Annotated in this window: 21 protein-coding genes, 1 tRNA gene and 3 pseudogenes; 12 read left to right on the forward strand and 13 right to left on the reverse strand. The window is 60.8% G+C overall.

The genetic code is table 11. The features are described from left to right. Positions 1–6: 6 nt before the first annotated feature. Both NMAG_RS13570 and lonB read right to left on the reverse strand, forming a co-directional pair. On the reverse strand, positions 7–1,029 hold the full coding sequence (locus tag NMAG_RS13570) for a CPBP family intramembrane glutamic endopeptidase (protein WP_004214875.1): 1,023 nt from the start codon (positions 1,027–1,029) through the stop codon (positions 7–9). An 18-nt stretch (positions 1,030–1,047) separates the two neighbouring features. Beyond that, a complete protein-coding gene (gene lonB, locus NMAG_RS13575) occupies positions 1,048–3,384 on the reverse strand; it encodes an ATP-dependent protease LonB (protein WP_004214874.1) in 2,337 nt (778 codons plus the stop codon). Positions 3,385–3,817: 433 nt separating this feature from the next. Here lonB and NMAG_RS13580 point away from each other — a divergent pair, with 433 nt between their 5' ends. The 3 genes from NMAG_RS13580 (at position 3,818) to NMAG_RS13590 (ending at position 6,043) form a co-directional block, all read left to right on the forward strand. Further along, positions 3,818–4,336 carry a nicotinamide-nucleotide adenylyltransferase gene (locus tag NMAG_RS13580; protein WP_004214873.1) on the forward strand — a complete coding sequence of 173 codons (519 nt, stop codon included), beginning with the start codon at positions 3,818–3,820 and terminating at the stop codon, positions 4,334–4,336. 111 nt (positions 4,337–4,447) lie between these two features. Then, complete coding sequence (locus tag NMAG_RS13585; RefSeq protein ID WP_004214872.1) at positions 4,448–4,885, forward strand: hypothetical protein; 438 nt, start codon at positions 4,448–4,450, stop codon at positions 4,883–4,885. 78 nt (positions 4,886–4,963) lie between these two features. After that, complete coding sequence (locus tag NMAG_RS13590) at positions 4,964–6,043, forward strand: SAM hydrolase/SAM-dependent halogenase family protein (protein ID WP_004214871.1); 1,080 nt, start codon at positions 4,964–4,966, stop codon at positions 6,041–6,043. Between the two features lie 165 nt (positions 6,044–6,208). On the opposite strand, the gene NMAG_RS13595 is transcribed toward NMAG_RS13590, so the two are convergent. Both NMAG_RS13595 and thsA read right to left on the reverse strand, forming a co-directional pair. Then, positions 6,209–6,580, reverse strand: coding sequence for a HalOD1 output domain-containing protein (locus NMAG_RS13595; protein WP_004214870.1), 372 nt, complete (start codon positions 6,578–6,580; stop codon positions 6,209–6,211). 309 nt (positions 6,581–6,889) lie between these two features. Then, on the reverse strand, positions 6,890–8,434 hold the full coding sequence (gene thsA, locus NMAG_RS13600) for a thermosome subunit alpha (RefSeq protein ID WP_004214869.1): 1,545 nt from the start codon (positions 8,432–8,434) through the stop codon (positions 6,890–6,892). Between the two features lie 190 nt (positions 8,435–8,624). On the opposite strand from thsA, the gene NMAG_RS13605 reads away from it, so the two are divergent. Together NMAG_RS13605 and NMAG_RS13610 are read left to right on the forward strand one after the other, a co-directional pair. Continuing rightward, positions 8,625–9,467 carry an amidohydrolase family protein gene (locus NMAG_RS13605; protein ID WP_004214868.1) on the forward strand — a complete coding sequence of 281 codons (843 nt, stop codon included), beginning with the start codon at positions 8,625–8,627 and terminating at the stop codon, positions 9,465–9,467. Between the two features lie 285 nt (positions 9,468–9,752). Next, the gene (locus NMAG_RS13610; protein ID WP_004214867.1) at positions 9,753–10,715 is read left to right on the forward strand and encodes a DUF368 domain-containing protein; all 963 of its coding nucleotides are present in this window, start codon (positions 9,753–9,755) and stop codon (positions 10,713–10,715) included. Between the two features lie 29 nt (positions 10,716–10,744). On the opposite strand, the gene NMAG_RS13615 is transcribed toward NMAG_RS13610, so the two are convergent. Together NMAG_RS13615 and NMAG_RS13620 are read right to left on the reverse strand one after the other, a co-directional pair. After that, positions 10,745–11,650, reverse strand: coding sequence for a glycosyltransferase family A protein (locus tag NMAG_RS13615; protein WP_004214866.1), 906 nt, complete (start codon positions 11,648–11,650; stop codon positions 10,745–10,747). A 72-nt stretch (positions 11,651–11,722) separates the two neighbouring features. Further along, on the reverse strand, positions 11,723–12,430 hold the full coding sequence (locus tag NMAG_RS13620) for a class I SAM-dependent methyltransferase (RefSeq protein WP_004214865.1): 708 nt from the start codon (positions 12,428–12,430) through the stop codon (positions 11,723–11,725). Between the two features lie 245 nt (positions 12,431–12,675). Here NMAG_RS13620 and NMAG_RS13625 point away from each other — a divergent pair, with 245 nt between their 5' ends. Together NMAG_RS13625 and NMAG_RS13630 are read left to right on the forward strand one after the other, a co-directional pair. After that, a complete protein-coding gene (locus NMAG_RS13625) occupies positions 12,676–12,957 on the forward strand; it encodes a MarR family transcriptional regulator (protein WP_004214864.1) in 282 nt (93 codons plus the stop codon). Positions 12,958–13,016: 59 nt separating this feature from the next. Beyond that, positions 13,017–13,850, forward strand: a complete 834-nt coding sequence (locus tag NMAG_RS13630) for an MBL fold metallo-hydrolase (protein WP_004214863.1) — start codon at positions 13,017–13,019, stop codon at positions 13,848–13,850. A 624-nt stretch (positions 13,851–14,474) separates the two neighbouring features. Here the strand turns inward: NMAG_RS13630 and NMAG_RS22165 are convergent. Next, a pseudogene (locus NMAG_RS22165) lies at positions 14,475–14,717 on the reverse strand (site-specific integrase); the annotation flags it as partial. Positions 14,718–14,732: 15 nt separating this feature from the next. Here NMAG_RS22165 and NMAG_RS13635 point away from each other — a divergent pair. After that, complete coding sequence (locus NMAG_RS13635) at positions 14,733–15,107, forward strand: hypothetical protein (protein WP_049916214.1); 375 nt, start codon at positions 14,733–14,735, stop codon at positions 15,105–15,107. 462 nt (positions 15,108–15,569) lie between these two features. On the opposite strand, the gene NMAG_RS13640 is transcribed toward NMAG_RS13635, so the two are convergent. From NMAG_RS13640 to NMAG_RS13650, 3 genes and pseudogenes are all read right to left on the reverse strand, one after another. Further along, complete coding sequence (locus NMAG_RS13640) at positions 15,570–15,989, reverse strand: hypothetical protein (RefSeq protein WP_237076786.1); 420 nt, start codon at positions 15,987–15,989, stop codon at positions 15,570–15,572. 78 nt (positions 15,990–16,067) lie between these two features. Further along, a complete protein-coding gene (locus NMAG_RS13645) occupies positions 16,068–17,483 on the reverse strand; it encodes a hypothetical protein (protein ID WP_012996737.1) in 1,416 nt (471 codons plus the stop codon). Positions 17,484–17,575: 92 nt separating this feature from the next. Then, positions 17,576–18,142: pseudogene (locus NMAG_RS13650) on the reverse strand (IS5 family transposase); the annotation flags it as partial. Between the two features lie 80 nt (positions 18,143–18,222). Between NMAG_RS13650 and NMAG_RS21035 the strand changes: the two are divergent. Beyond that, positions 18,223–18,492 (forward strand): annotated as a pseudogene (locus tag NMAG_RS21035) (IS5/IS1182 family transposase); the annotation flags it as partial. A gap of 362 nt (positions 18,493–18,854) precedes the next feature. Further along, entirely contained in the window at positions 18,855–19,061 is a 207-nt protein-coding gene (locus NMAG_RS13660; protein ID WP_004214854.1) for a hypothetical protein, read from the forward strand. Between the two features lie 157 nt (positions 19,062–19,218). On the opposite strand, the gene NMAG_RS21040 is transcribed toward NMAG_RS13660, so the two are convergent. Together NMAG_RS21040 and NMAG_RS13670 are read right to left on the reverse strand one after the other, a co-directional pair. Further along, positions 19,219–19,458: a DUF7563 family protein gene (locus tag NMAG_RS21040; RefSeq protein WP_081446723.1), complete on the reverse strand. Its 240-nt coding sequence runs from the start codon at positions 19,456–19,458 to the stop codon at positions 19,219–19,221. A 272-nt stretch (positions 19,459–19,730) separates the two neighbouring features. Then, positions 19,731–19,836 (reverse strand) — tRNA-Ile (locus NMAG_RS13670). A 310-nt stretch (positions 19,837–20,146) separates the two neighbouring features. Between NMAG_RS13670 and NMAG_RS13675 the strand changes: the two genes are divergently transcribed. Beyond that, positions 20,147–20,458 (forward strand): DUF7091 family protein, encoded by a 312-nt coding sequence (locus NMAG_RS13675; protein ID WP_049916206.1) that lies wholly within the window; start codon positions 20,147–20,149, stop codon positions 20,456–20,458. 126 nt (positions 20,459–20,584) lie between these two features. Here NMAG_RS13675 and NMAG_RS13680 read toward each other — a convergent pair whose 3' ends face one another. Next, entirely contained in the window at positions 20,585–21,661 is a 1,077-nt protein-coding gene (locus tag NMAG_RS13680) for a glutamate-cysteine ligase family protein (protein WP_004214852.1), read from the reverse strand. A gap of 209 nt (positions 21,662–21,870) precedes the next feature. Between NMAG_RS13680 and NMAG_RS13685 the strand changes: the two genes are divergently transcribed. Further along, positions 21,871–23,382 (forward strand): amidase, encoded by a 1,512-nt coding sequence (locus NMAG_RS13685; RefSeq protein ID WP_004214851.1) that lies wholly within the window; start codon positions 21,871–21,873, stop codon positions 23,380–23,382. The last annotated feature ends 123 nt before the right edge of the window (positions 23,383–23,505 follow it).

A 23,505-nucleotide genomic window follows, 5' to 3' on the forward strand; every position in this document is an offset into this window, starting at 1 on the left:
TTCGTGTCACTCCTCGAGGTCCGAATCGGACGCCGCAGACGTGGAGGAGGGTGTAGACGCTGACTCTGTCCCCACCAACGACTCACTCCACTCGAGTCCGATCGCTTCGTGCACGACGAACTCGAGTGCGTTGATCAGGTAGTGAGCGACGACGACGACGAGGAAGCTGCCGGTGACGATGAACAGGGCGGCGAGGACGAGGCCGAGTGCGCCGGTGACGATAATGCCGACGGTGCCTTGCATGCCGTGGCCGAGCGCGAACGCGATCGACGAGAAGACGGCGAGCAGCCACGGTGAGATGTCGAAGCCGGCCGAGAGGACGCCGATGAGCGCGGCGCGAAAGAGCAGTTCCTCGAAGATGGCGATGATTGGGAGGACGACGAGCAGGAGGACGAGCCAGCCGCGTGCGGAGTCGGGAGCGAGCATCGACCGGAGCCGTTCGTCGTGGTCGAAGCCGAATCGTGTCGCGAGTGCGGCACCGAATTCGTTCCCGATGTAGAGAAGGATGCCGGCGACTGTGCCGATGAGGAGTCCGGTCGTGAGGTAGTCGACGCTGAACTCGATGCCGAGTGCCCATGCTGGGATACCGGTGTAGAGAATTGCGCCGAGGATGAGCAAGAGGAAGAGACCCTGCGAGATGGCGACGTTCGCAAGGAGCATTCCGGTCGAGAGATCGGTGGGGTCGATTTCGTCGCGCTGGGCACGGGAGGGAGAACGTGCTGTGTCGTGTGGTCGGTCGCTGTCCTCAGTGTCGGTTTCGGTAACCGACACGGGACGATCCTGATCGGGTTCCGTCGGTACGTCTGTGGACGTCGCAGTGTCCGCTGACGGTGAGTAAGCGGTAGAATCAGTGGTGACAGTATCAGTGGTGGTTGTAGTGGTACCGGCACCGGTGCCGGCACCATCGTGTTCACCATCACCAGTGTCAGTATCAGCATCAGCAAACGACGACTGTGTGAGATGCGAAAGAACGAGCAACAACACGAGGACGACGCCCGTGATCGCCGCGAACGCCGTCCACTGTACCATCGATCGACCCTCCTGTCGTTACTGTGGACTTGGGTTCGACCCGCTTGCGGAGCCGACCGTCTGCTGGTCGAACGCCGAGCCGGTGATCGACTTCAGGCGGTCGACGAGCGAGTCCTTCTTCGGTTCGCCCTCGAGGGCGACATCGAGCACTTCGCTGATGTTTTCACAGGGGATGATCTCGACCATCTCGTCGTACTCGTCTTCGATCATCACGTCCTGCTCGTTGGCCTTCGGAATGATGACCTTGCTACAGCCGGCCTTGGCGGCGGCTTCGATCTTGTGGGTCACCCCACCGACCGGGAGCACGTCGCCACGGACCGACAGCGAACCGGTCATCGCGACCGACTGGTTGACCGGGATGTCCTCCAGTGCGGAGATGACGGCGGTTGCCACCGTGATGGAGGCGGAGTCTCCGTCGACACCCTGCTGGCCGGCCTGGACGAACTGGATGTGGATGTCCTTCTCCGAGAGGTCAACGTCGGAGAACTTCTTGATGATCGCCGAAACGTTCTGGACGGACTCCTCGGCCATCTCCTTGAGCTTCCCGGTGGCGATGACCTGACCGCCACCCTGTGCGGGCGCGATCTCTGCCATGACGGGCAGCATGATCCCCGAGTCTTCGCCCATGACTGCGAGGCCGTTGACGCGGCCTTCGACGCCGTCGTCGGTGACCTGCAGTTCGTAGTCCTTGCGGCGCTCGATGTAGTCGTCGGCCAGCTGCTGTTCGATCGACCGGGAGCGCTGCTTGGCCTGGAGCACGTCGTCGCGAGTCGTGCGGTCGCGGTCCTCGGCGCGGGCGATGTCGCCAGCGACGCGGACAAGTCCACCGAGGCTGCGGAAGTGCAGCGTCAGGTGGTTCTTCCGGCCCGAGCGGCGCTTGGCCTCGAGGAGCAGTTCCTCGACGGCGTCACGGGTGAAGTGTGGCAGGCGACCGTCGCGTTCGACCTCCTGGGCGATGAACCGGGCGTACTTCCGGCGCATCTCCGGCGTGGACTCGATGGTGTCGTCCATGTAGACCTCGTACCCGTATCCTTTGACACGGTTGCGGAGTGCGGGGTGCATGTTCTCCATCGCGTCTAAGTTCCCTGCAGCGATCATGACGAAATCACAGGGGACGGGCTCCGTCTGGACCATCGCGCCCGAGGAACGCTCGGACTGGCCGGTGATCGAGAACTCGCCTTCCTGGATCGCCGTCATCAGCTTCTGCTGGGTGCGCACGTCGAGCGTGTTGATCTCGTCGACGAACAGCACGCCCTTGTTGGACTTGTGGATCGAACCCGGTTCGACGCGGTCGTGAGATGGCGTCTCCATCCCACCGGACTGGAACGGGTCGTGACGAACGTCGCCCAGCAGCGCGCCGGCGTGAGCGCCGGTCGCGTCCTCGAACGGTGCCTGGCGCTGCTCGCCGTTGTTGACGATCATGTTCGGCACCATTGCGTCCGTGCCGCGGCTGGTGTAGCGGAAGATCAGCCAGATAACACCAGCTGCGATGATCCCCATCAGGATACTCGCCGGGCTGAGGATCGTGTAGCCGATGATGATCGCGATGATGATCCACATCAGGATCGAGCGCATCTGGTTGCGCTTTCGCGCTTCCTCCTTGTGCGCGTCGATGATCTGTTCACCTTTCCCTGCTGGGACGGTGCGAACCTTCGGCTCGTTGCCGTCGTCCGGGTTGTGATAGACCAAGACATCCTGCAGGTCCTCCTGTGGCAGGAGCTGACTCATCGCCTTCGCCAGCATCGACTTGCCAGTCCCCGGGGAACCGATCATCATCACGTGCCGGCGCTGCTTTGCTGCCTTGATGATGATATCCCGCGCTTCGTCCTGCCCGATGACCTGATCGACGAGTCGGTCGGGGACCTCGATGTCCTCGGTCGAATCGATCTGGAGACCACCGAGGAGGTCGTCTTCGGCAATCTCCTCGTCTACTTCGACACCTGGATCGACTTCGACCGTACTACCGAGGTCTTCGACGGTCTCAATGTCGTCGTCGCCACGGTCAGTACTATCGACAGCACCGCCAGAACCGGTAGAACCGGCATCATCCCGCTCGTCGGACTCACTGGTTCCAAGGCCGTCGTTTCCGACGGTAATCGTACTATCCTGTTCGCCCTCGTCGCTGGTGACATCAGTTCCGCCGTCGACATCATCTGGGTCACCGGTTTCATCGGTCGGCGACCGGTCTCCCTGACGCTCTTGCTCCGTAGACTGCGAGTTGGATGCGGGGGCATGAGACTCCGAACGCTCCTCCGTGCGCTCGGGCTCCCGCTCCGACTCCTGCGCCTGTTCCTCGTCCGGCGCAGCTCCGGAGGCGTCCTCGGGAGGGTCGTCAACGTTCGTATCGTTGCTCATAGAACTCTGTTCGGTACCTGTTTCGAAGGGATTGCCACTGATATACTTTCTCCATGCGTCGAATCGTGTCGAGTGCCGAAAACAGCGGATAGGGAGGCTAATGGACACGTCTTCAATCTGGACAGTATGGTATCGAACGCGGCCGAACGCAGTCGTACGTGACGAACGAACAACCGTTAGTTTCCTAGACACTCACAGCTAGAAACCGGTTGTGCATACGAGAACTCCGAATCGGTTCATACCTGCCGGCGACGTATGTGTGGGTGTGCATGCGTGTTCGGCTCTTCGAACCAAACCTCGAACCAAACCTCGAACCAAACCCGCCTCCCCCACCCTCTGAACAAGATTCGCCTGACCACCTGAAGCCAACCGTAGCTGAATCGCGTACAACCAACTCGCCACGCTTAAGCGCGAGGCCAAAACAGTATCCGGCATGACCCGGGGGTTCTACATCGGCCGCTTTCAGCCCTTCCACAACGGCCATTACAACATGGTCGAACGCATCGCCGCCGACGTCGACGAACTCGTCCTCGGCATCGGCAGCGCCGACAACTCTCATACTATTCGCAACCCATTCACCGCCGGCGAACGGATTATGATGATCACCAAATCACTCGTCGACACCGACCTCGTCACCTACGCCGTCCCCATCGAGGACTTAGAACGCAACTCCGTCTGGGTGAGCCACGTCCAGAGCATGAGCCCTGACTTCGACGTCGCCTACTCGAACAACCCGCTCGTCATCCAACTCTTTCGCGAGGCCGACATCGAAATCCGCCAGTCCCCGATGTTCAACCGAGATGTACTCGAGGGCTCCGAGGTTCGCGAACGGATGATCAACGGCGACGACTGGGAGTCGCTCGTCCCCGAACCGGTCGTCGAAGTCGTCGGCGAAATCGGCGGCATCGAGCGCATTCAGATGGTCAGCGGCTCGGATTCGAACGGCGGGTAGCGCGTGTACACCCCGGTTCCAGACCGCTCACAGGGGCGTGATTTGTCTCGGTTTCCATCAGTCTGGGTAGCGACAGCGATAGCGATACTCGGCGTCGCTGCACTCGGTGGGATGCTCGTAACACTCGCCGTCGTCACCGAGGTAACGACACCGACGAGCGGTTTTGGTGCACTCAGTAATACGCTGCAGAGCCTTTCGATGTACGCAGTCGCGCTGGCGTTGACCGCCGGTCTGCCACCGGGTTTTGTCGTGCTCCGACGAGTCATCGACGCAGCAAGGTCGGGAACAGAGCTTGCACTCAGACCCGGCACGTTCGTCCTACTCTGTCTCGAGTGCTGTGCGCTCGCCAGCGCCGCCGTGAGCTATCCGATCGTCGTCATCTTTGCGGAGTTCTGGGGACCCGGGTTCCGACCAGCGTCGATCGCACTGACGCTTGGACTCGAGTCCGTCGCTGGCGTAACCGGCCACGAGGCGGTCGCCCTGTTCCTGCTGGCAGTGGTCTGCTGGGCGGTTGCCTGGCTGGTTGCGGCAGTTCGTGGCGAGGCGTGAGGAGCCGGCGGAGTCTCGCCCTCCGACCGGGAGTCCGCTTCCGAACAGCCTTTCCTGAATCGTCGAGTTCGATACAGTATGATCACGATCGCGTCGGACTTTGGGTCGCCGTATCCGGCGGCGATGAAGGGCGTGCTCTGTCAGCGTGTGGGTGCCAGCGCTGAAACGGGAACTGGCGCAGGAACAGGAACAGGCACGGCCACGGGTACAGACGCGGAGACGGACACAGACACCGGAACTACTCCCGTCACTTCATCCACCTCGCCCACTCCGTCCACCACTACCAGCACCACTCCCAACACCGACACCACCACCAGACTGGTCGACATCGCCCACGACTTCCCACGTCAGGACATCCGGGCGAGCGCCTTCTGGTTGCGCGAAATCCTGCCGTACTACCCGCCCGCAGTTCACCTCGTGGTCGTCGACCCCGGCGTCGGCACCGACCGCGATGCACTCGTCGTCCGCGCGGGCGATCACATCCTCGTCGGGCCGGACAACGGCGTCCTGCTACCCGTCGCCCGCCGACTCGCAGGCGTCGACGAAGATGCATCCGTCAGTGGCACGACAGTGAAAGGAGTACTCGAGTACTACGTCATCGACGAAACTGAACTCGAGCCGCCGGCGGTTGCGGGCCAGGGTGGTCCCCAGCGCAGCAATGACAACACTGCTGGCCCAGCAAGCAACACGTTCCACGGCCGCGACGTGTTCGCACCCGCTGCTGGCGACGTTCACGAGTTTGGCCTCGACCGGCGCGACGAGCTGCTCGAACTCCCTTTCCTCGAGCGGACCGACTCGGTCGTCGACTGCACGCTGCCGAGCGCAACTGTCGACGACGACCGCGCCGAGGGGGAGGTGCTCGTCGTCGACGATTTCGGCAACGCCATCACGAACGTTCCGGGGCGGTTTCTGACGGCAGGTGGCCGTGACCACGACAATGACAACGACAACGGCCACGACCGCAACCACGTACTCGCGAACGGCGAACGCGTTCCGGCTGTGGACACCTTCGCCGCCGTTCCCGTCGGCGAGCGCCTCGCAACCGTCGGGAGCCACGGCTACGTCGAACTCGACGTCAACCAGGGACGGGGCGACGAGGCGTTCGACCTCGGGGTTGGGAATGCAGTGGTACTCGAGTTCCCCGCGGTCGACTCGTAGCGGTGAACGACGAGCGAGGAAACACTAACTGGTGACCGAACAGTTGTGAGCGCCAGCGCTGGGGCTAATTGGCACGGGCAAACAGATCAAGAGGGGCCAGAAAACGGCTATAGTAGCCACTGCACGTCAGTGTGTGAATAGTTACAGTTGGGATACAATAGTGCGTTAGCCAACGATGTCAGTTCGCTGGGGATCAATCACGATCTCGCCGTCGTCGTGAATCGTCACGCCGTGTTGGGCGAACAGAAACGAGATCGAACCGGTCCGCTCGCCGATCCGGTGTGTCGAACGCTGCCGCCAGTCGGTGACCAGCGTGTCCAGGGCGTCCGGATCAATGCTATCAGCGAGCGGTTCGAGTTCGGCTGGCTCAACGTCTGTAATCGAAGAGATGGCGATCGGAAGCGACGTTGTCACGGGATCGTACTCGCTATCGTCACACCACATGTGGTACGTTCCACGGGTGTCGTCGTAGTAGACGGTCTGTCCAACCGCCTCGTCGACCGGCGTCAGTCTGTCTACTGGAGCCATGCCGGACATAACAACTACTGGGTATGGGTGTTAACACTTAACACTATTGGCCAATCAGTCGACGGGACCAGTTCGAACATCAGAATACGTTACCCAAACGTTCGGAAAGTGGTTCCGGCATGCCGTGCGGATGCTCCCTCTTGCAACGCGTACGGAGACGGATCACTACGGAACACGGACAAATACGGACGAAGACGGGTGAACACAGACGAACGCGGACGTACACGGACGAACGCAGACGAACACAAACGAAACACAAAAAACCGCAACACGGTACACCCGTACCGCTGCGGAAGTCGGAAGACAGCGACGAACGCGTTACTCGGCAGCGATGACGTCGTCGATACGGACGATCATCGTCGCGGCTTCGGTCGCGCTCTCGACCGCTTCACGCTTGACATCGGCCGGGTCGACGACACCGGACTCGAGTGGGTCGCCGATCGTGACGTCTTCGCCGTCGGTGATCAGGCCGGCGCGGCCCTCGGATTCGTGGGCGGCGCGGAGGTCGACGAGTGCGTCGATTGGGTCCTGACCGGTGTTCGCGGCGAGCGTTCGTGGCACGACGTCGAGCGCGTCCGCGAAGGCGGTGACAGCGAGCTGTTTGCGGCCCTCGATCCCGGCGGCTTCCTGGCGGATCTTGTCGGCGATGGCGATCTCGGTGGCACCTGCGCCGGGGACGACCTCGCCCGACTCGAGTGCGGTCGCAACGACGTCGAGTGCGTCACCGATGGCGCGCTCGAGTTCGTCGACGACGTGTTCGGTGCCGCCGCGGACGAAGACGGTAACGGTCTCGGCGGCTGCGCCGCCCTCGATGAACGCGAGATCGTCGTCGCCGTAGTTCTCGGCGCTGATGCGGTCAGCGTGTCCGAAGTCGGCCTCCTCGAGGTCGTCGAGAGCGCCGACGCGGGTGGCGCCGGTTGCGGAGATGATGTCCTTGGTGTCGCTGCTGCCGACGTTCTCGAAGACGAGGATGCCCTCGTTCGCGAGGAACGTGCTTACGCGGTCGTCGACGTCGTCCGTGGTGACGACGACGTCAGCGCCGCTTTCAGCGACGGTTTCGGCGTAGCCCTGCACTTCGCTCTCCTCGGCGTCGATGGCCGCGTTGAGCTGGTCGATGGAGTCGATGGCGTACTCCGCGTCGACGTCGCCGGTGCGAACGCCGAGTTCGACGTCGAGGACAGCAATCGACGCGTCCTCGACCGACGAGGGCATACCCTCGTGGGCCGGCTCCTCGTCGATGACGATGCCAGGGACGAGTTCGGTTGCGTTCGAGGAGGCACCGACCTGGGTGTGGACGGTGACGTTATCGCGAGCGACGCCGTCGTCGGTCTCGACGTGGCGGACGGCCTCGACGACCGTCTCGGCGAGGGATTCGGCGGTGAGACCGCCGGTGCCCTTGCCGGTCATGCTGGACTCGCCAACCTGCTTTAAAATCTCGTCGTCGACGGCGGCGTCACCGACCTGCTCGTCGATCGCTTCCTGTGCGATCGATGCGGCCTCGTGGTAGCCCTCGACGATGGTCGTGGCGTGGACATCCTGTTCGATGAGGTCCTCGGCTTCACCGAGCAGGTTGCCAGCGATCACGCCTGCGGTCGTCGTCCCGTCGCCGACTTCCTCCTCCTGAGTCTCGGCGACTTCGACGATCATCTGGGCCGCGGGGTGCTCGATGTCCATCTCGTTCAGGATGGTCGCGCCGTCGTTGGTGATGACGACCTCACCACTCGAGTCGACGAGCATTTTGTCCATCCCACGGGGTCCGAGCGTCGTCCGTACGGCCTCGGCAACTGCCTTGCCGGCCATAATATTAGACGACTGGGCGTCACGGCCCTGTGTTCGCTGGCTGTCCTCGCTCATAATGAACATGGGCTGCCCGCCCATGCGTCGCTGTTGTGCCATGGTTGAATCCTCACTAACAATGTCGTCAGCACTTCTATATAAGTGTTTCCCTCTTGCACCTCCTCCGTCTTGCGATTCCTGCAGCGACGCGTAACCGTCGCCTGTTATCCGCGGAGTCGGTAGCAAAATATGGTTCGACTCACAACTACCGCGTGGGATGCTGGAGCTGGAACATGGGTTTCGCGTCGTCGACAGCTACGCCCGGCTGGCCCCCGGACGACGCGGCGAACCGCGCGGTCGGACGATTACCCCTGACCGCCTCGAACGGGAGATGCATCAGGCAGGAATCACCAGATCGGTCGTCTTTCCGCCGGCCGAACCGGAAACGAGCTATATCGCGGCCAACAACGGCGTCGCCAGACGCAGCGTCGACCGGCCGTTCGTCGCGTTCGCCCGAATCAACGGCACGCGACGAGCGAGTGCAACCGCCACGAGTCGCCTTCACAACGCCGTCAGCTGCCGCGGCAGGAAAGACTTCCACACGACACCCGACGACGTCGAAAAGTACGCCTACGACGACCGCTTTCACGGCTTCGTCCTCGATCCACTCACCGACGGCCTGCCAGACGAGGAAGTACTCGAGACACTCGATGACGTGGGCCTCCCGCTGATTGTCCGCGGTGGGGCGGACGCGCCACCGGCTGCGCTCGCCGAAACCGTCTTCGGCCGCTCGTTCCCCGTCGTCGTCGCACACTTCGGCGGTCATCCCCTCGACCGGGACCACATGCACGAGATGGTGGACTTGCTTTCCGAGTTCGACGACTGCTACGTCGAGACGAGTTTCGTCCGCTATCGGGACGTACTCGAGCGCGCGCTCCTCGAGCACCCCGATCGCGTCCTCTTTGGCAGTGGTGCGCCGGCCTGTCATCCGAACGTCGCGGTGATGGAGATTTTGACGCTGGATGTCTCCAAAGACAAGCTCTGGCGGGCGTTTTCGAAGAACGCGTGTCGCGTGATCGAGGCGCTGTCGCCGGATGCACAGTTTCGGATTCGTCACTGAGAGCTGTGAGGTGAGCATCGAGCATGACGACCGTGCCCCGCCAACCTCCCAGACCTGACAACGATACTCCACTGCTGCGACGAGTGCAGTGATTTATAGTCGTGCCCCAATACCCGCCACGTATGAACGCGGGACGGATTCGGATGCGGTCATTATTTGCTCGACACTCGACGAGCACCCGGTGCTCCTGGCGCACCCAGCGCACCCTGCTCACCCGGCGTACCCAGCGCACACAGCGTACCCAGCGCCCCCGGTACAGCTGGAACACCCAGCGACCACCAGCCAATGGGATATAACGTCGACCAGGGCGTCGGCGACCGCCTCGCCCTCCTCCGGACCTACTGCTACGGCCTCTGTATGGGCATCGCCGACGCCCTCCCCGGGATCTCCGGCGGCACCGTCGCCCTCCTCCTTGGCTTTTACAGCCGCCTCATCACCGCCGTCACCGCCCTCACGCCCGGCCGCGCACTCGAGATCCTCCGCGGCTACGACCCCGACCGCCGTGACCGTGCGCGCGAGGCCCTACTCGAGATGGACCTGCAGTTTCTGCTCCCGCTCGGTATCGGGATGGTGACGGCGGTCGCGCTTATCGGCAGTGCGGTCTCTGCGCTCTCCGAATCACAGCCGATTGCGCTCTTTGGGTTCTTCATCGGGCTCATTGCCGCCTCGGCGGTGGTCCTCTTTCGGAGCCTGCCGTTCAGCACGACGAGACACGTGCTCGCGGCAGGGGCAGGAACTGCGCTCGCGTTGCTCGTCGCGAGTAACGTCCTCCAGCTACCGGGGACCGGACTGGTGCTCATCTTCCTCTCGGGCGCGCTCGCGATCAGTGCGATGATTCTCCCCGGCGTCTCGGGCTCGCTCATCCTGATCTTACTCGGCCAGTACGTCGTCATGATGACCGAACTGAGCGACTTCATCACCGCAATCGGCCAGTTCGCCTCGGGCGTCGGCTCGGTACAGGCCGTGTTCGATCCGGGGACGGCCGTCGTCGTCTTCGTCCTCGGCGGGCTGGTCGGCCTCGTCACGATCGCCCGTGTCGTCCGGGCGGCCCTCGACTGGCAGCGCGACCTGACGTTGCTCTTTCTGGTCGGGCTCATCGCCGGCTCGGTGCCCGCACCGCTTCACAACATCGGGGAGGCACACGCCTGGACGACCGAGGTTATCGGACTCACGCTCGCCTGGGCGGTGCTCGGGGCACTCGTATTGTTCGCACTCGATGCGCTGGCAGGCGGGTTCGACCCAGAGTAAGATTCCTCGCCGTCAGCGCTTCGTTCAGACTACCGGCGGTCGTACACTCGAACCGCCCGATCGTGGCGCACCGAAATTCCGTTCGGATTGCGCTGTGCCGAGCGATCACCGACACGTGCCCGAATCCCGTCGACGAACCCGCGTGCGGTGTTGGTAACGACGTCAGTGCCGTCAGAGACCCAGCCCGTCGGTGTCGCCTCGCCGGAGACGATCCGGCGAACACCAGCGCCACCGTCGCGAAGCGCGCTGCCGATCGTCCGCACGACGACCGTCGGTCGGGGACCGTAGTTCTTCGCGAGTCGGTAGGAAAGCGCTCGATACGTCGTCCCCCAGTCACGTTTAGTCTGGCCGCCATCGGCACCGACTTCGGCACGAACGGCCATCTCGGACCGCCAGTGGACGTCGAAGTCGAGACCAGCCACTCGGTGGGCACAGTCTCGGGCGCCGTCTCCCTTCAGATACTCGTCGAAGCCGTCGAGCGCGTCGAGAACGGTCCGATCGAAGGCGACGTTGCTCCCATCGAAGAGCGTCACCGATCGGCGAGCGACCGTCTTCGTCTGCTCCTGTTCGGTCGTCTCGAGTTCCACCGAGCCAGTGACCGGCCCGGTGGCCACGTCCGCGCCGTCCGCAAACGCGGTTTCGATGGCGTCGACCCAGCCCGATTCGACTGCGTGCGAGCCGTCCAGAAAGGCGATCACGTCGCCCGTCGCGACGCCACAGCCGGCGTTACGCGAAACGTTTTCGTTTCGCTCTGAGATTTCGACGAGAACATCGACATCAGGTCGGTCGCGGACGACACCCGTCGTTCCGTCCGAGGAAGGGCCGTTGACGACGATCACTTCCGTCGACTGCGGTGTGACCTCGTAGAGTGCATCCAACGAGGACAGCAATCGCTCCCGGTCGTTGAGCGTCGAGACGACTACCGAGAGCTCCATATACACTGGTAGAACACCCCCGGGAGTAAAAATACGATGGGATTGTCCCCGGTGGTGATACCGAGTGGTGGGTTACCGAAGCCGCGTGTTCCAGTACGACACCGACGCAAAGTGATCGGTGACTGCGTTTCCACCAACCGCTGTATCGATCGTCCGAATCGGCGAGGCGAGCGCGTTCGGAATCGACCGGTAGAGACCGTACGGAACGAGGAAGTCGTCCTCGACGTCGACCAGCGTCAGATTCGTCTTCGCGAGCAACTCACTGACCTCGCTCTTCGAATACAGTCGCGATCCCATCGGCAGCGCCCAGTTGTAGACGCTGCGTGCGCTAAACCGGTTGAACGTATCGAAGACGATCTGGTCGCGCGAGACGCGACGCATCTCCCGCAAGAACGCCTCCGGATCGTCCGCGAGGTGGAAAAAGCGCATCGCGATCACCGTATCGAAGTGATCGTCCGGGAACGGCAACCGTCCAGCATCACCACGCAGGAACTCGAGTGTCCCCGCGAGATCGGCGCGCTGTGCTTTTGTTCGTCCCTGTTGGAGCATCGCTGCAGAGATGTCGAGTCCAACGACGTCGGCGCCCTGTTCGGCGAGCATCACCGTGAATCGCCCGGTACCACAGGCGATCTCGAGGATATTCCGGTCCTCGACGGGCATGATCGCCTCGAGGACGGCTTGCTTCTCGCGGCGGTCAATTAGCTGTCCGCCCTTCGAGAAGCGTTTGTCGTCGTACTCCTCGGCGACGTCGTCGGCCTGGTACCACTCCTGTCCTTTCACACTGGGCGCAACTACAGTAGCCGTGGGATAAAACGATACTGGAGTCGGTCGGCAAATCTGACTGGTCACCAGACCAGCCAGTCCCGAACAAATTCGCCAGGTTACCTGTCGTGTTCCGGCGACGGCCGGCGATCACCCCGCACCGAGCTCCGTATTAATATCACATGTGTATTCCTTATACAACTTGGATTATTCGTATCCACATATAGGGAAGCTTTACCAGCACTGCTTCCGCTCGACATGGTATGAGCACGAGTACCGCAGAGGATGGCACCGCAGCAGCCGAGGAGGTTCTCTCAGCCGACGAGTACCGCGAGCGCCTTCGTGACCTCCCGCCGAGCGCGAAACTGGTCGCGAAAGTTCTCGAAACTGATTCGCCGCTCTCGCAGGGACAGCTCGCCGAAGAGTCGCTGCTTCCGGACCGCACCGTTCGCTACGCGCTCAACCGCCTCGAGGACGTTGGCCTCGTCGGTTCGCGCTACAGTTTCCGCGACGCACGCAAGCAAGTCTACTACCTGAAGAACTGATCGATCGATCGGTTCCGTTCTGCCGACAGCCACATTGTCTTCGCCCGTGAGGTCGACGTATGGTCGCGTCTCCGTCCGACACCGCCGCCGTGACTGAGTCCATCACTGTTACTCGCTGTGCCGTCCCTGTCGAAACACGCGCGCCGAGCGGCGAGACGAACGCGTACGTCCTCGGCGAAGCCCCCGCCGTGCTCGTCGATCCAGCAGCCAGAACCGACGCACTCGACGAACTCGTCGCCAACCGCACCATCGAACACATCGTCGTCACCCACACGCACCCGGATCACGTCGGCGCTGTCACCGCCTACGCCGACGAAACCGATGCAACCGTCTGGGCCAGACGCAGCCATCTCGACCGATTTGAGGCTGTAACCGGGTTCACACCCCACCGCGAGTTCGGGCCGGACACGACAATCCGGCTGGACGATACGGTCCTCCGCATCCTCGATGCACCAGGCCACGCACCCGACCACGTCGCACTCGAGTGCGGCCGCAACGGACCAATCCTTTGCGGTGACTGTGCGATCAGCGAGGGGAGTGTCGTCGTCGGCGCTCCCGAAGGAGACATGCGCGCGTACGTGACGACGCTGCGCCGACTCTGGGCACAGAATCCGCCAGCCCTCTATCCGGGACACGGACCAACGATCGACGCGCCGCGGGAGACGCTCGAACGACTACTCGAACACCGTGCACAACGTGAGCGGCGCGTACTCGCGGCCGTCGAGGACGGCGCGACGACGCTCGCAGCGATCCTCGACAGCGCGTACGAGAAGAATCTAACCGGCGTTCGTGACCTCGCGCGAGCAACCGTCCGTGCGCACCTGCAGAAACTCGATGCCGAGGGGGCACTCGAGTGGGATGCTGACCGCGGGGATACTCGAGTGGGATGGTGAGTGCGTGCGATTGCGGTGAGTCTATCTTCGCCAACAAGTGGGTGGGAATCACATCGACGTGAGCTGCCTCGGAGCGAATGGTTCAAGAATCTCCGATTCTCGCCATCTCGAAGAACTTCGTTCCGCGGCGACCCATCGACGTATCTTCGGCACGTCGAAATCACAGGAGAGCGTTGCTCCCTCGAACGACTCTGAGACATCCTGCTTCTACGACGTGCTTTGCAGACACCGGAGGTGTGTCCATAGTGCCCACAGTGAACGCAGTCGCGACAGGCTGGCTCGTCGTCCCGATCGTCACCGAAGACGCTTCGGACTCGCCCGATGACCTGGAGCGCTGCAGTGTTCGCAGGTCGAACGGTCGACCGACGGCCACGGTGCGACCGTCATGCTGACCACCCCGGTTCGGCTACTACTTTCGCAAGACGGCAGCGACCCGAAACCAATCGCTGGTTCAGTTCCAGTTCAGAGCTTCCTGTTTCCAAAACACAAAACCGGCTCTTTGGCGGGTGAAGTGCCGGAGGGCAGCCGAATACGATTCGTCCATACGTCGGGTCTTTTGCGGATGGGCCCTGACGGGACTGGACTGTGCGACTCTCTGAACGTTCGAGATTTCGTGGATCATGGTTATAGGTCGGGAAGGTAGTCACGTCGCTGTTCGGCTTTCTCGCGGGCGTTACGGCGGTCGTAGTGGCGATCGAGGATATCGTCGCTCGCGTCGAGGCGATCGCCGACGACTCGACGCGGAACGTCCTCGCGGCGGTAGGCCGTCACCCGACCGCTCCGGACGTCGTGGGGCGACCTCGAGGACGGACACGTGCTCGCTTTCGCGTAGTAGGTCGCGTCGCACTCCTCGGGATCGCGATCGTGCCGGAGGCGGTGACGATGCCGAGCCACAGAGCGAACAAGTGGGGAACCGCGTGCGAGTACCGGCTGGCGGAGAAATACAACCTTGAACTCGAACGCGCCAGCTGGCACGACGCCGTAAAGAACGGGACGCCGTGGGAACTGAAAGCGACGAAACGGACCCACGCAGACGGCCAGCCGGGGAACTTCAAGATCTACCGGCAGTATCACGAAAGGCTCCAGGAGGCAGGCGGGCGTTACGGGTTCGCCGTCTATCGTATTCGCGGCCGCGGCTGCCAGGTTCTGCAGACGACGACGATCGCGGCCTCGAGGCTCCCGACCGTGCGGTGGCACGGGGGCGGCGATCACCGCGGGACCGAGCAAGCGAAGCTCGCGATCGGCGACGTCTTCTGACGGTCCGTCTCTGTTGAAGTCCTCAATAGCTGATCAGATTTGCCTGTTCAATACAGATAATGAGTTCTTTCAAGAAGGCTCACTATCTGGTGGTCAGACTGCGATGCGGAAATCGCAATTGTATACAAAATGCCCTGACTGCAGGCAACCTTAGAACTCAAATAGCCCAGCGCCAATCTCTTTCCCAATACTATCTGACCTGTACTATCGCAACCCAATCGTCATCAGGTACCTCACCATCGCCCATCACCTCTGGCGGAATCGTTCCTCCGGGTTCTTCGCTTTCGACGTCTAATGCCAAAGTCCGAACGATCTCCTGGTACTGCTTGACCCTGTAATTGATTCTATGACACGCTCTTTGCAGTAATCTTTTCCTATGCGACCCGCCGTTGAAAGTGCCCCGGAGAACTCATTGGTCCCACTATCGCTCGCTAACTCGACGGCCGGTTCGCCACTCCCTCATTATTCGTCGACGCCGCCGTCGTCGACCCACACTCTGAGCGTCCAGCCGTCATATTCGACGTAGTGAGTCGCCTCTCTCGATCTCGCCCCGTCGTTTCGATGCTGGCCGTTGGAGCCGCTTTCGGAGCGCGCGTTCCGTGCGGTTTCGAGGGTTTCCTGGCCCTCGTCGCTCGCCCGCCCCGTGTGGTCCGATTGGGCGGATCGACCGATCGGATCGTCGGCCTCAATGCGTTCGACTGCCTCGAAGAGACTCGGATAGAGGCCACGGCCCGCGATGTATTCTTCGTCAGCGTCGAGAACGGAGTAGCCACTGTAAACGTCGGCTTCGTCGACGACTTCGGCATGGAGGAAGATCCATCCACCGCCATCGTTTCCGTCGTCCTCTTCGGGTTTGTCATCGTCATCTGGTTCGTCGTCCAAACCTTCGTCGTCAGATCCGACGCACCCTGCGGTGAGAAGTATGGCCACGCACACTAATCGTCGAGTCACATACATTGGTTAAACTACTTCGACGTTGAATCCATCTTCTATGTCTCCGATCCATATACCAAGGGCTAGATCTTGGGGCGGCCATCCATCGCCAGGATCCCTCCTGTCACCTGCTCTATGGAGGCCGGAAACCATAAAATCGCCGTTTTCATCGACAAAATATGGACAACCTGAGTCACCCCCGCCGTCAGATGCGTCACGCATCAGTTCGATCTGGTCGGGACGATCGGGGTCCTCATCGTATCCCCAAAGCGTGTGTTCGCACCGACCTGTTCGGATCCCTTGTTTACAGGTTGGACCCATATTGTCTTTGTAGTAATCTTTTCCGATGCGACCTGCCGTTGAAAGCGCCCCGGAGAACTCATTGGTCCCACTATCGCTCGCTAACCGATTACCAGCACTGAGCTCTTCATCAATGCCAACCCTATATGTCTCGATCAACGCAGCATCCCACGGCCAGCTTTCTTCTCCCCTCCGGTCTTTTATTTCATCAACTTCACCAATTTTGTCAGTATTGAGAATTCCTCCCTGATGAATTGTCCGTCCAATTGCATCTTGTGGATCTTCCTCCGGTTCACCGTCGTCGTCCAGGTCACTCTCGAAAACACCATGTGCTGAAGTTAAAAATTTCGGATCTCCAAAGGTTGATTTCACGCGAGGGCCAAGCGAGAGCGTCCCGTCGTACCCGTCGGGATCAGTATCTATCCGACACCCAGTAGCGCAGGTAATGTCTCCGTCATCGTTCTCGTATCTATATGGATGCTGGAAAAATTCGACACCGGTCGTTCCCTCGTCGCATTCTTCGTCGTCACAGGATTCATCCCACTCGACTGATTCAGAAAACCGCAACTCAATACCATCTCTTTCGGTTTCATAGTCGCCTTCGCCTGCTACCCCAGAAACCGTGTCTGGGAGTTCGCCTTGTAACTCGTCTACGGTGATGTCCGCGGTTTCTTTTTTTGTTTCCGACAGTTCGGAGAGTGAGGTTCGTTTATCAAACGAGTCGTATCTAATTCTCGTTGAGCGGACGACGCCGACGTGGTAGGGTTCAGTTCCGTTGTTACTTTGCATGATGACTTTAGACGAAATTAGTCCGCTGTCATCCAGTTGATCGATTCTCCGTTGAACCTTTCTCGCAGCATCGAACGCAGTTTCCGCTACCATCCAATCGTTGTGTGAGATTGTGTAGTATTCGGGTTCACGTTCGCTGAGGGTTTCGGGATACGGTGGTTCCTCGTACTTTTCAGCATCTGGTCGCTTGAGAGCTCCCAATCGGGGAACTTCTTCTGTGGGATCACCGGTTATGTTTTCTAGTTTTTCTTTGTCCAGGTGCAGTGCAGCCTCGGCTGATACGCCCATTGTCACAAGCGATTTGACGAACCTTCGCCGTCCCATTCCACGCAACTTGTTGGTTCTATCGACCATGTTTCCAGAATTAATTTCATGATATAAAAAATTATCGTTGGTAGTGATTGTCTATGGAACGGCCGTGGTGAATCGCCATACGGCGGTTGATTTCACTGTTTGATGGCACGCTTAATGTTATAAACGACACACATCAGGTCAATTTCACGGAACTCTCGATACCAGGATCGCGCACGCACGGCGTCGCCGAGCGTGCGCTTGATCACTGAGAAGACGGTCTCAGACAGGGCTCTTTGGCCGTAGAGAGCCTCGTCAATCCGCGCGTTATGCGCGTGATCGATGGGGCGGAACTCACGATGCTTGATCAACGGTCTGACGCCCTCTTCCCTCAGTTTTTCACGTAACCGTTGCCAGTCGTAGCCTTTGTCCGCAGCGAGGCTGTGCAACTCGCCCGCGTTGCGGCGGGCGAGTTGCCAGCCGATCTGCGTATCGTGGCGTTTCTTCGTCGTACAATGAACGTCGAGAATGGCCTGCGTTGCGGTGTCAACGAGAGCTGTTACTTTGAGTGTCGGGACGCGATAATTCGTTCGACGGCAGTAGTGCTTGCTTGCGGTTTCACGGTCGAAAAATGTTGCGTCCATCGCCGCTTGACCGGAGGACTCGTGCAGCTGCGACGACAGTCGCAGCAGCACTCGCCAGACGGCGATTTTGATTCTTTCGGCTCTGGTGAATCACTAGACGGCGTCGACTTCGACCGTCAGAACTAGGGAGTTGAAGCGGGAAACAGCGGATGCTCTCTATGTCCAAAGTTGCCCGCTTCACTGGGAAGGTCGTGACGTTGGCTAAAAGTGCTGTTGGTGGCCGAGGCGAAGCCGCCGCCCCGCACGGCGGTGGCGGCTTCGCCGACTACGCCGTCGTTTCGCTGCATTGTCTGCGGATTTACCTGGAGAAATCCTACCGCGAGTCGCTTGATTTACTGAGCGAGATGCCACAAATACTGGCGGAGATCGGCCTCAATGCGGCCGATCTCCCGCATCACTCCACGTTAGTAAAGGCGTTTGAAAGAATAGCAGTGGTGAGAGACCTGATTACAGAGGCACGGCGTGAGGGTGAACTCGTGGGTAAGATGACGCTCGCTATCGACGAGACGAAAGGCCACCCGTGGACGGGCGAGATCGAACTCGACATCGTCGTACCGCAGCGGGAGTCGCGGCCGACGGTGGCCCTCGGAACACTCGCTGCGTTTCCAGCCGACCCAGATCTCACACGCAGGGCAGTACCACGGCGATTCCGCCCGATCACGATCGCCGCGACTCATCGCGAATCACCGCCGTCGCGATCAGTAGCCGTGTGTATTGATCGACTCCTTTCTGGTATGACTGTTCGAATAACAACGCAATATATTACCAATATTAGACGTATTTGAGAGGTATGGTTTCCGTACAATTTCGGGAAGACGTTGGAAAAACGGAGGGAACAATAGCTCTCTTGATCGCACTGACGGGCGTCGTTTTTGCCGCTGTCTTCCCCGGAATCACCGTTATTCTGACCGTTCTTGTACTGCTCGTCAATCTGTGGCTGCTGTACCTCGTCTATAGACTGCTGATGGCAGTAGAGGAAATCGCGTATCAGTCCTGATCGATCAATACCGCTCGAAGAGTGACCCCCATCCGTTCGAACCTCCAAACTCTCGATCGCGCGGCGAACGTCGTCGTCGCTCGCTTGATGGGCCGGATGGGCGATGGGCGTCCGGCTGTCGACGTCGTACAGCCGACTCGCGGGGACGAACTCGTCATCACGCATCCGCCTCACCCCCGTGACGGCCGGGCGACGTCTCCGGGTCCGGAGTCTCGACGTCTTTTCCAGCAGCGGACCCGCGGCTCAGACGGCGGTAGCTATCGCACTCGTTACAGCGATGGGCTCGGTCGTCGTCGTCACCGAAGACGCGCCGGAACCGATCGGTGACGTGGGCACCGCAGTACTCGCACGACGATCGGTCGGCCGGTGGCCACGGCGCGATCGTCACGCAGACCACCCCGTTTCGGCTACGAATTTCGCGGGACGGGAGCGACCCGGAACCAGTGACTGGTTCGGTTCAGGTTCTGAGGGCGGTTCCCCCGAAGGGTAAAATGGGCTGCTTGGACGAGTGAGGACCCGAGTATCGGCCGAATCGGTTTCGGCCACGCTTCGGGTTTTTTTCGGATGGCCCTGACGGATTACGAACCTCGGTCGGAGCGAAGCTCCTCCCTGCTTCGAATCCGTCATTGGTCCATTCCGCGACCCTCGCGGAGTGCTCGGTTCGCTCCATGGGCCCTGACGGATTCGAACCATCGACCACTCGGTATCTCACACAACCGCACAGAGCCGGTCGTGTTATGAGCCGAGCGCTCTAACCAGACTGAGCTAAGGGCCCCGGTCTATCCGGAAGGAAACGGGGATTGTAGTTAACCCTTACTCTCCGACTTCCGTGAGGGCATGCTATCTGCTTTCTGGGGACCAGGTTCCAGGTTCCAGATTCCAGATTTCAGGTTCCGGACACCGGGCACCAGGCTCCAGGTTCCGGGTTCCCGGTTTCACTTTTCACTCTGGCCTCACTCCCGTCCACTGAGGACGATCAAGTAAATACGAGATTGAGCCAACGCCCCACAGGTACAATGACAACCGAGTACGACCCCGAGCAGCGACGGGCCTATGTGGCAGGCGACCGAACGAGTACAAGTACTATGTCGGATCGGCGGCGGCTTGAGCGGTTCCTTCGGTCGAAACTGCAAGAGGCGGGTGAGCAGTACGAACAGCTGCGGGACTCGACGGATAAACAACTCGAGGACGCACAGCAGGCGTACGAAGTAGCGAAGAACGCTCGGCAGTTGCCGTCGGACGACGACGGGCGTGTAAAACTGGTCTGTCGGCGGTATGCAGAGCGGCGAGCAGCGATGCTCGACGAGGAGTATCGGCCGGCATGTTACGAAGCGGGGCACCCGGATTGTGAGGGATGTGCAGAGGATGTTCGGGAGGGGCGGATTGAGACCTGGTGAGTTGTGAGTTGGCAGGTTGTCTGGTTGGAGGGTTGATAGACTGGCTGGTTGGTAGGCTGGTGAACCGATGAATTAGTGAGTCAAAACAACCCCTAAAAAGAACGCGCACTCTCCGAACGACAGAAATCACGCGCTCGCCTGCAGTCTGTCGAGGTCACGTTCCAGACGATCTGCATACTGGAGCCGAAGTTCGCGTGCGTCCTCGAGAGAAACCGATTCGCCTGAATCAACCTCGGTAGTCAACGGATCGTACCGATCCGTCTGGAACCCAAGTCTGTCGAGGTAGTCGACGACAGCCTCTGAGTCGAGCCCATCGATCATCGCGGCGTCGACGTACTCGTGGAGCGAGTCGAACGTGGGCAGGACGATGTCATCCGTCCCGTGGCTTGTGGTCTCGCCTTCGATTCTGACGTTCGTGTGGTGGAGGGCTTCCATGATGGAGTCCATGTCGGAAACGAGTTGTAGCACGTGACTTGGGAGCGTCGCGTCGGGCGAGCGCCACTCGACAGTCGGCATCTCGTCGCGCAACCTGACTGGTGCCCACACGGCGTCGTCGACCGTGAAGTGCTCATCGATCTGTGCCCGAGAAATCCCGTTTGCTGCCGCTCGCTCGGTGAACTCGTCGAAACAGTGCTCGAGTCGGCGGTGCCACTCGGCGACGGTGTCGACGTAGTTCCAGAGCTGACCGTGATTCGGCAAGTCCGCATAACACTGTCTGCGGTAGATGTGTGCACGAGCGCTACTCGCGACGTATTCGCCCTGAAAGTACGGCGAAGAGTTACACAGTGCAAGCGCCGGATCGAGTGCGATGAGTGTGTTGAGCTGGTCGGTGACGTTTCGCTTTTCGAAGTGGATGTGCGTTCCGGCGCAGTGTTTCGCGTAGTCGAAGTTCGTCCCGAGTAGCTGGCGCTGAATCTCTCCTCGCTCGTCGGCTCGCAACTCGATCGACTCACTGTTGATCGGGGTTCCGAGCGGGACCAGCGCCTTGTCGAGTTCGGCTGCCCGGTCGAGAACCGTACGGAACTGTTCGACGAACGTCCGTCGGAGTTCAGGAATTGTTTCACATGGCGGTGTCTTCAACTCGAAGAGACAGTCAACGAACTCCGTCTCTGTAAATTCCGAGATGTCGGCCAGTTCACCAGGTGCTGTGAGCGCACCTTCGTTATCGACGACCCAGTATTCGACCTCAATACTCTTTTGCATAGGTGAAAGCAGGTAGCTGATTCGGGGGGCAATTGGGGACCAAGCGGGCCGAGGCTCGACTCGCTCGGGTAGTCGACGGGCAGTCGCACTGACACTGGTTGGGAGATAGTCTGTCCAACGTTTGTTAGTGTAGGGCTGGAAGCCGAGAATGCCCAGTGCTTGCTAGTGCCACCTCCGATCACATTACTCAGACGGTCAACGATTCCTGTATGCCCCTTCGACCGCCGACGAAAGCCACCTTCGACGACCTCGGCGACGAACTGTTTCTCGATCTGACTGATGAGGAACTCGAGTACTTCGTCGAGTTGGCCAACGAGAAGCGCGACGCCTACGAGACGGTGATGCACTACGAGCCGACGCCGCGACTTGGCGGTGCAGAACGACGCGAGCGCAGTGGCGGAACGCGGGTACCACCGGCGGAAAACCCACACAATGCGTGGGTGAACGCGTGTTACGTCGGTGGCGACGAGGATGGAGCGCTCGACGGCTGGGAGGTCGGCATCAAGGATAACGTCTCCGTTGCTGGCGTCGAGATGACCTGTGGCTCGCAGGTCGTCGCGGGCTACGTACCGAACCGCGATGCGACGATCGTCACGCGGTTGCTGGAGGCCGGCGCGGATATCGTCGGCAAGACGAACATGGACGACATGGCAATGACCTCGACGGGCCACAGCGCGTTCGGCCCGATTACGAACCCGCACGATGAAGCCTATCTGGCCGGTGGCTCGAGTGGTGGGAGCGCAGTCGCCGTCGCTCGCGGCGAGGTCGACGCCGCAATCGGCTCCGATCAGGGCGGCAGTGTCCGCGTGCCGGCAGCCTTCTGTGGTATCGTCGGCCACAAGCCAACGTACGGACTCGTCCCCTACACGGGCTGTATCGGCATCGAGCACGCGATCGACCACCCCGGTCCGATGGCTGCTGACGTGGAGACCGTCGCCCGAATGCTCACCGTCATCGCCGGGAGCAACGAGCGCGACCTGCGATCACACGCACCCGTCCCAACCGAACAGTACGAAGACGCACTGGACGGCGACATCTCCGACCTGACGATCGGCGTCCTCGAGGAGGGGTTCGATATCGACGGTGCAAACGAGGCAGTACTCGAGACGGTTCGCGATTCGATCGACGACCTCGAAGCGGCGGGTGCGACGACCGAAGCGGTGTCAGTGCCGATGCACTCGGACGCGAAGGACATCCACGACGTCTGTACCTCGGAGGGGCTACTCGATGCGATGCTTGGCGAGGGACTGGGTCACGGCTGGAAAGCGTGGTACAACCGGTCGTGGATCGAGTCCTTCGGCAAGGCGCGTCGCGCACAGAGCAACGACCTTCCCGCGCGGCTCAAGCTCCTGTTACTCATGGGCGCGTACACGAACAGCGAGTACCACTCGCGCTACTATGCGCAGGCGATGAATCTCGTCGTCGAACTCACTGAGCAATACGATTCCGTACTCGAGGACGTCGACCTGCTCGCGATGCCGACGGCCGTCACGAAACCGCCAAAACACGACCCCGACCGCGATCAGTACGACCGCCTGCAAGAGACGAACCTGATCCACAACGCAACGCCGTTCAACCGAACCGGTCACCCAGGTGTCAGCGTTCCCGCCGGACCCGTCGATGGCCTCCCAACCGGCCTCATGCTGGTCGGCCAGCGGTTCGACGACGCGACCGTGTTGAACGCAGCGAGTGTACTCGAGTCCGAAAGTGAGATGGACTGATCGCCAAGGACGAGAAGTGTGTGTGAGTATGAAACGGAGAGAACCTGCGGAAGTGTGGAACTGGAACGAATAGCGGAGTGGACGAAGAGGGACTTATCGCTCGGTCAATGAGTACTTCGAGAA

The organism is Natrialba magadii ATCC 43099, assembly GCF_000025625.1.
GTDB classification, from domain to species: domain Archaea; phylum Halobacteriota; class Halobacteria; order Halobacteriales; family Natrialbaceae; genus Natrialba; species Natrialba magadii.

Coding starts and splice junctions, on each gene's coding strand:
- NMAG_RS13660 (WP_004214854.1), top strand. CDS start 18,855: ATGGTTTCCGTACAATTTCGGGAAGACGTTGGAAAAACGGAGGGAACA.
- NMAG_RS13645 (WP_012996737.1), bottom strand. CDS start 17,483: ATGGTCGATAGAACCAACAAGTTGCGTGGAATGGGACGGCGAAGGTTC.
- NMAG_RS13590 (WP_004214871.1), top strand. CDS start 4,964: ATGATCACGATCGCGTCGGACTTTGGGTCGCCGTATCCGGCGGCGATG.
- NMAG_RS13585 (WP_004214872.1), top strand. CDS start 4,448: ATGCTCGTAACACTCGCCGTCGTCACCGAGGTAACGACACCGACGAGC.
- NMAG_RS13570 (WP_004214875.1), bottom strand. CDS start 1,029: ATGGTACAGTGGACGGCGTTCGCGGCGATCACGGGCGTCGTCCTCGTG.
- NMAG_RS13680 (WP_004214852.1), bottom strand. CDS start 21,661: ATGCAAAAGAGTATTGAGGTCGAATACTGGGTCGTCGATAACGAAGGT.
- thsA (WP_004214869.1), bottom strand. CDS start 8,434: ATGTTCATTATGAGCGAGGACAGCCAGCGAACACAGGGCCGTGACGCC.
- NMAG_RS13595 (WP_004214870.1), bottom strand. CDS start 6,580: ATGTCCGGCATGGCTCCAGTAGACAGACTGACGCCGGTCGACGAGGCG.
- NMAG_RS13610 (WP_004214867.1), top strand. CDS start 9,753: ATGGGATATAACGTCGACCAGGGCGTCGGCGACCGCCTCGCCCTCCTC.
- lonB (WP_004214874.1), bottom strand. CDS start 3,384: ATGAGCAACGATACGAACGTTGACGACCCTCCCGAGGACGCCTCCGGA.
- NMAG_RS13635 (WP_049916214.1), top strand. CDS start 14,733: ATGCCGAGCCACAGAGCGAACAAGTGGGGAACCGCGTGCGAGTACCGG.
- NMAG_RS13615 (WP_004214866.1), bottom strand. CDS start 11,650: ATGGAGCTCTCGGTAGTCGTCTCGACGCTCAACGACCGGGAGCGATTG.
- NMAG_RS13630 (WP_004214863.1), top strand. CDS start 13,017: ATGGTCGCGTCTCCGTCCGACACCGCCGCCGTGACTGAGTCCATCACT.
- NMAG_RS13605 (WP_004214868.1), top strand. CDS start 8,625: ATGCTGGAGCTGGAACATGGGTTTCGCGTCGTCGACAGCTACGCCCGG.
- NMAG_RS13625 (WP_004214864.1), top strand. CDS start 12,676: ATGAGCACGAGTACCGCAGAGGATGGCACCGCAGCAGCCGAGGAGGTT.
- NMAG_RS13580 (WP_004214873.1), top strand. CDS start 3,818: ATGACCCGGGGGTTCTACATCGGCCGCTTTCAGCCCTTCCACAACGGC.
- NMAG_RS13675 (WP_049916206.1), top strand. CDS start 20,147: ATGTCGGATCGGCGGCGGCTTGAGCGGTTCCTTCGGTCGAAACTGCAA.
- NMAG_RS13685 (WP_004214851.1), top strand. CDS start 21,871: ATGCCCCTTCGACCGCCGACGAAAGCCACCTTCGACGACCTCGGCGAC.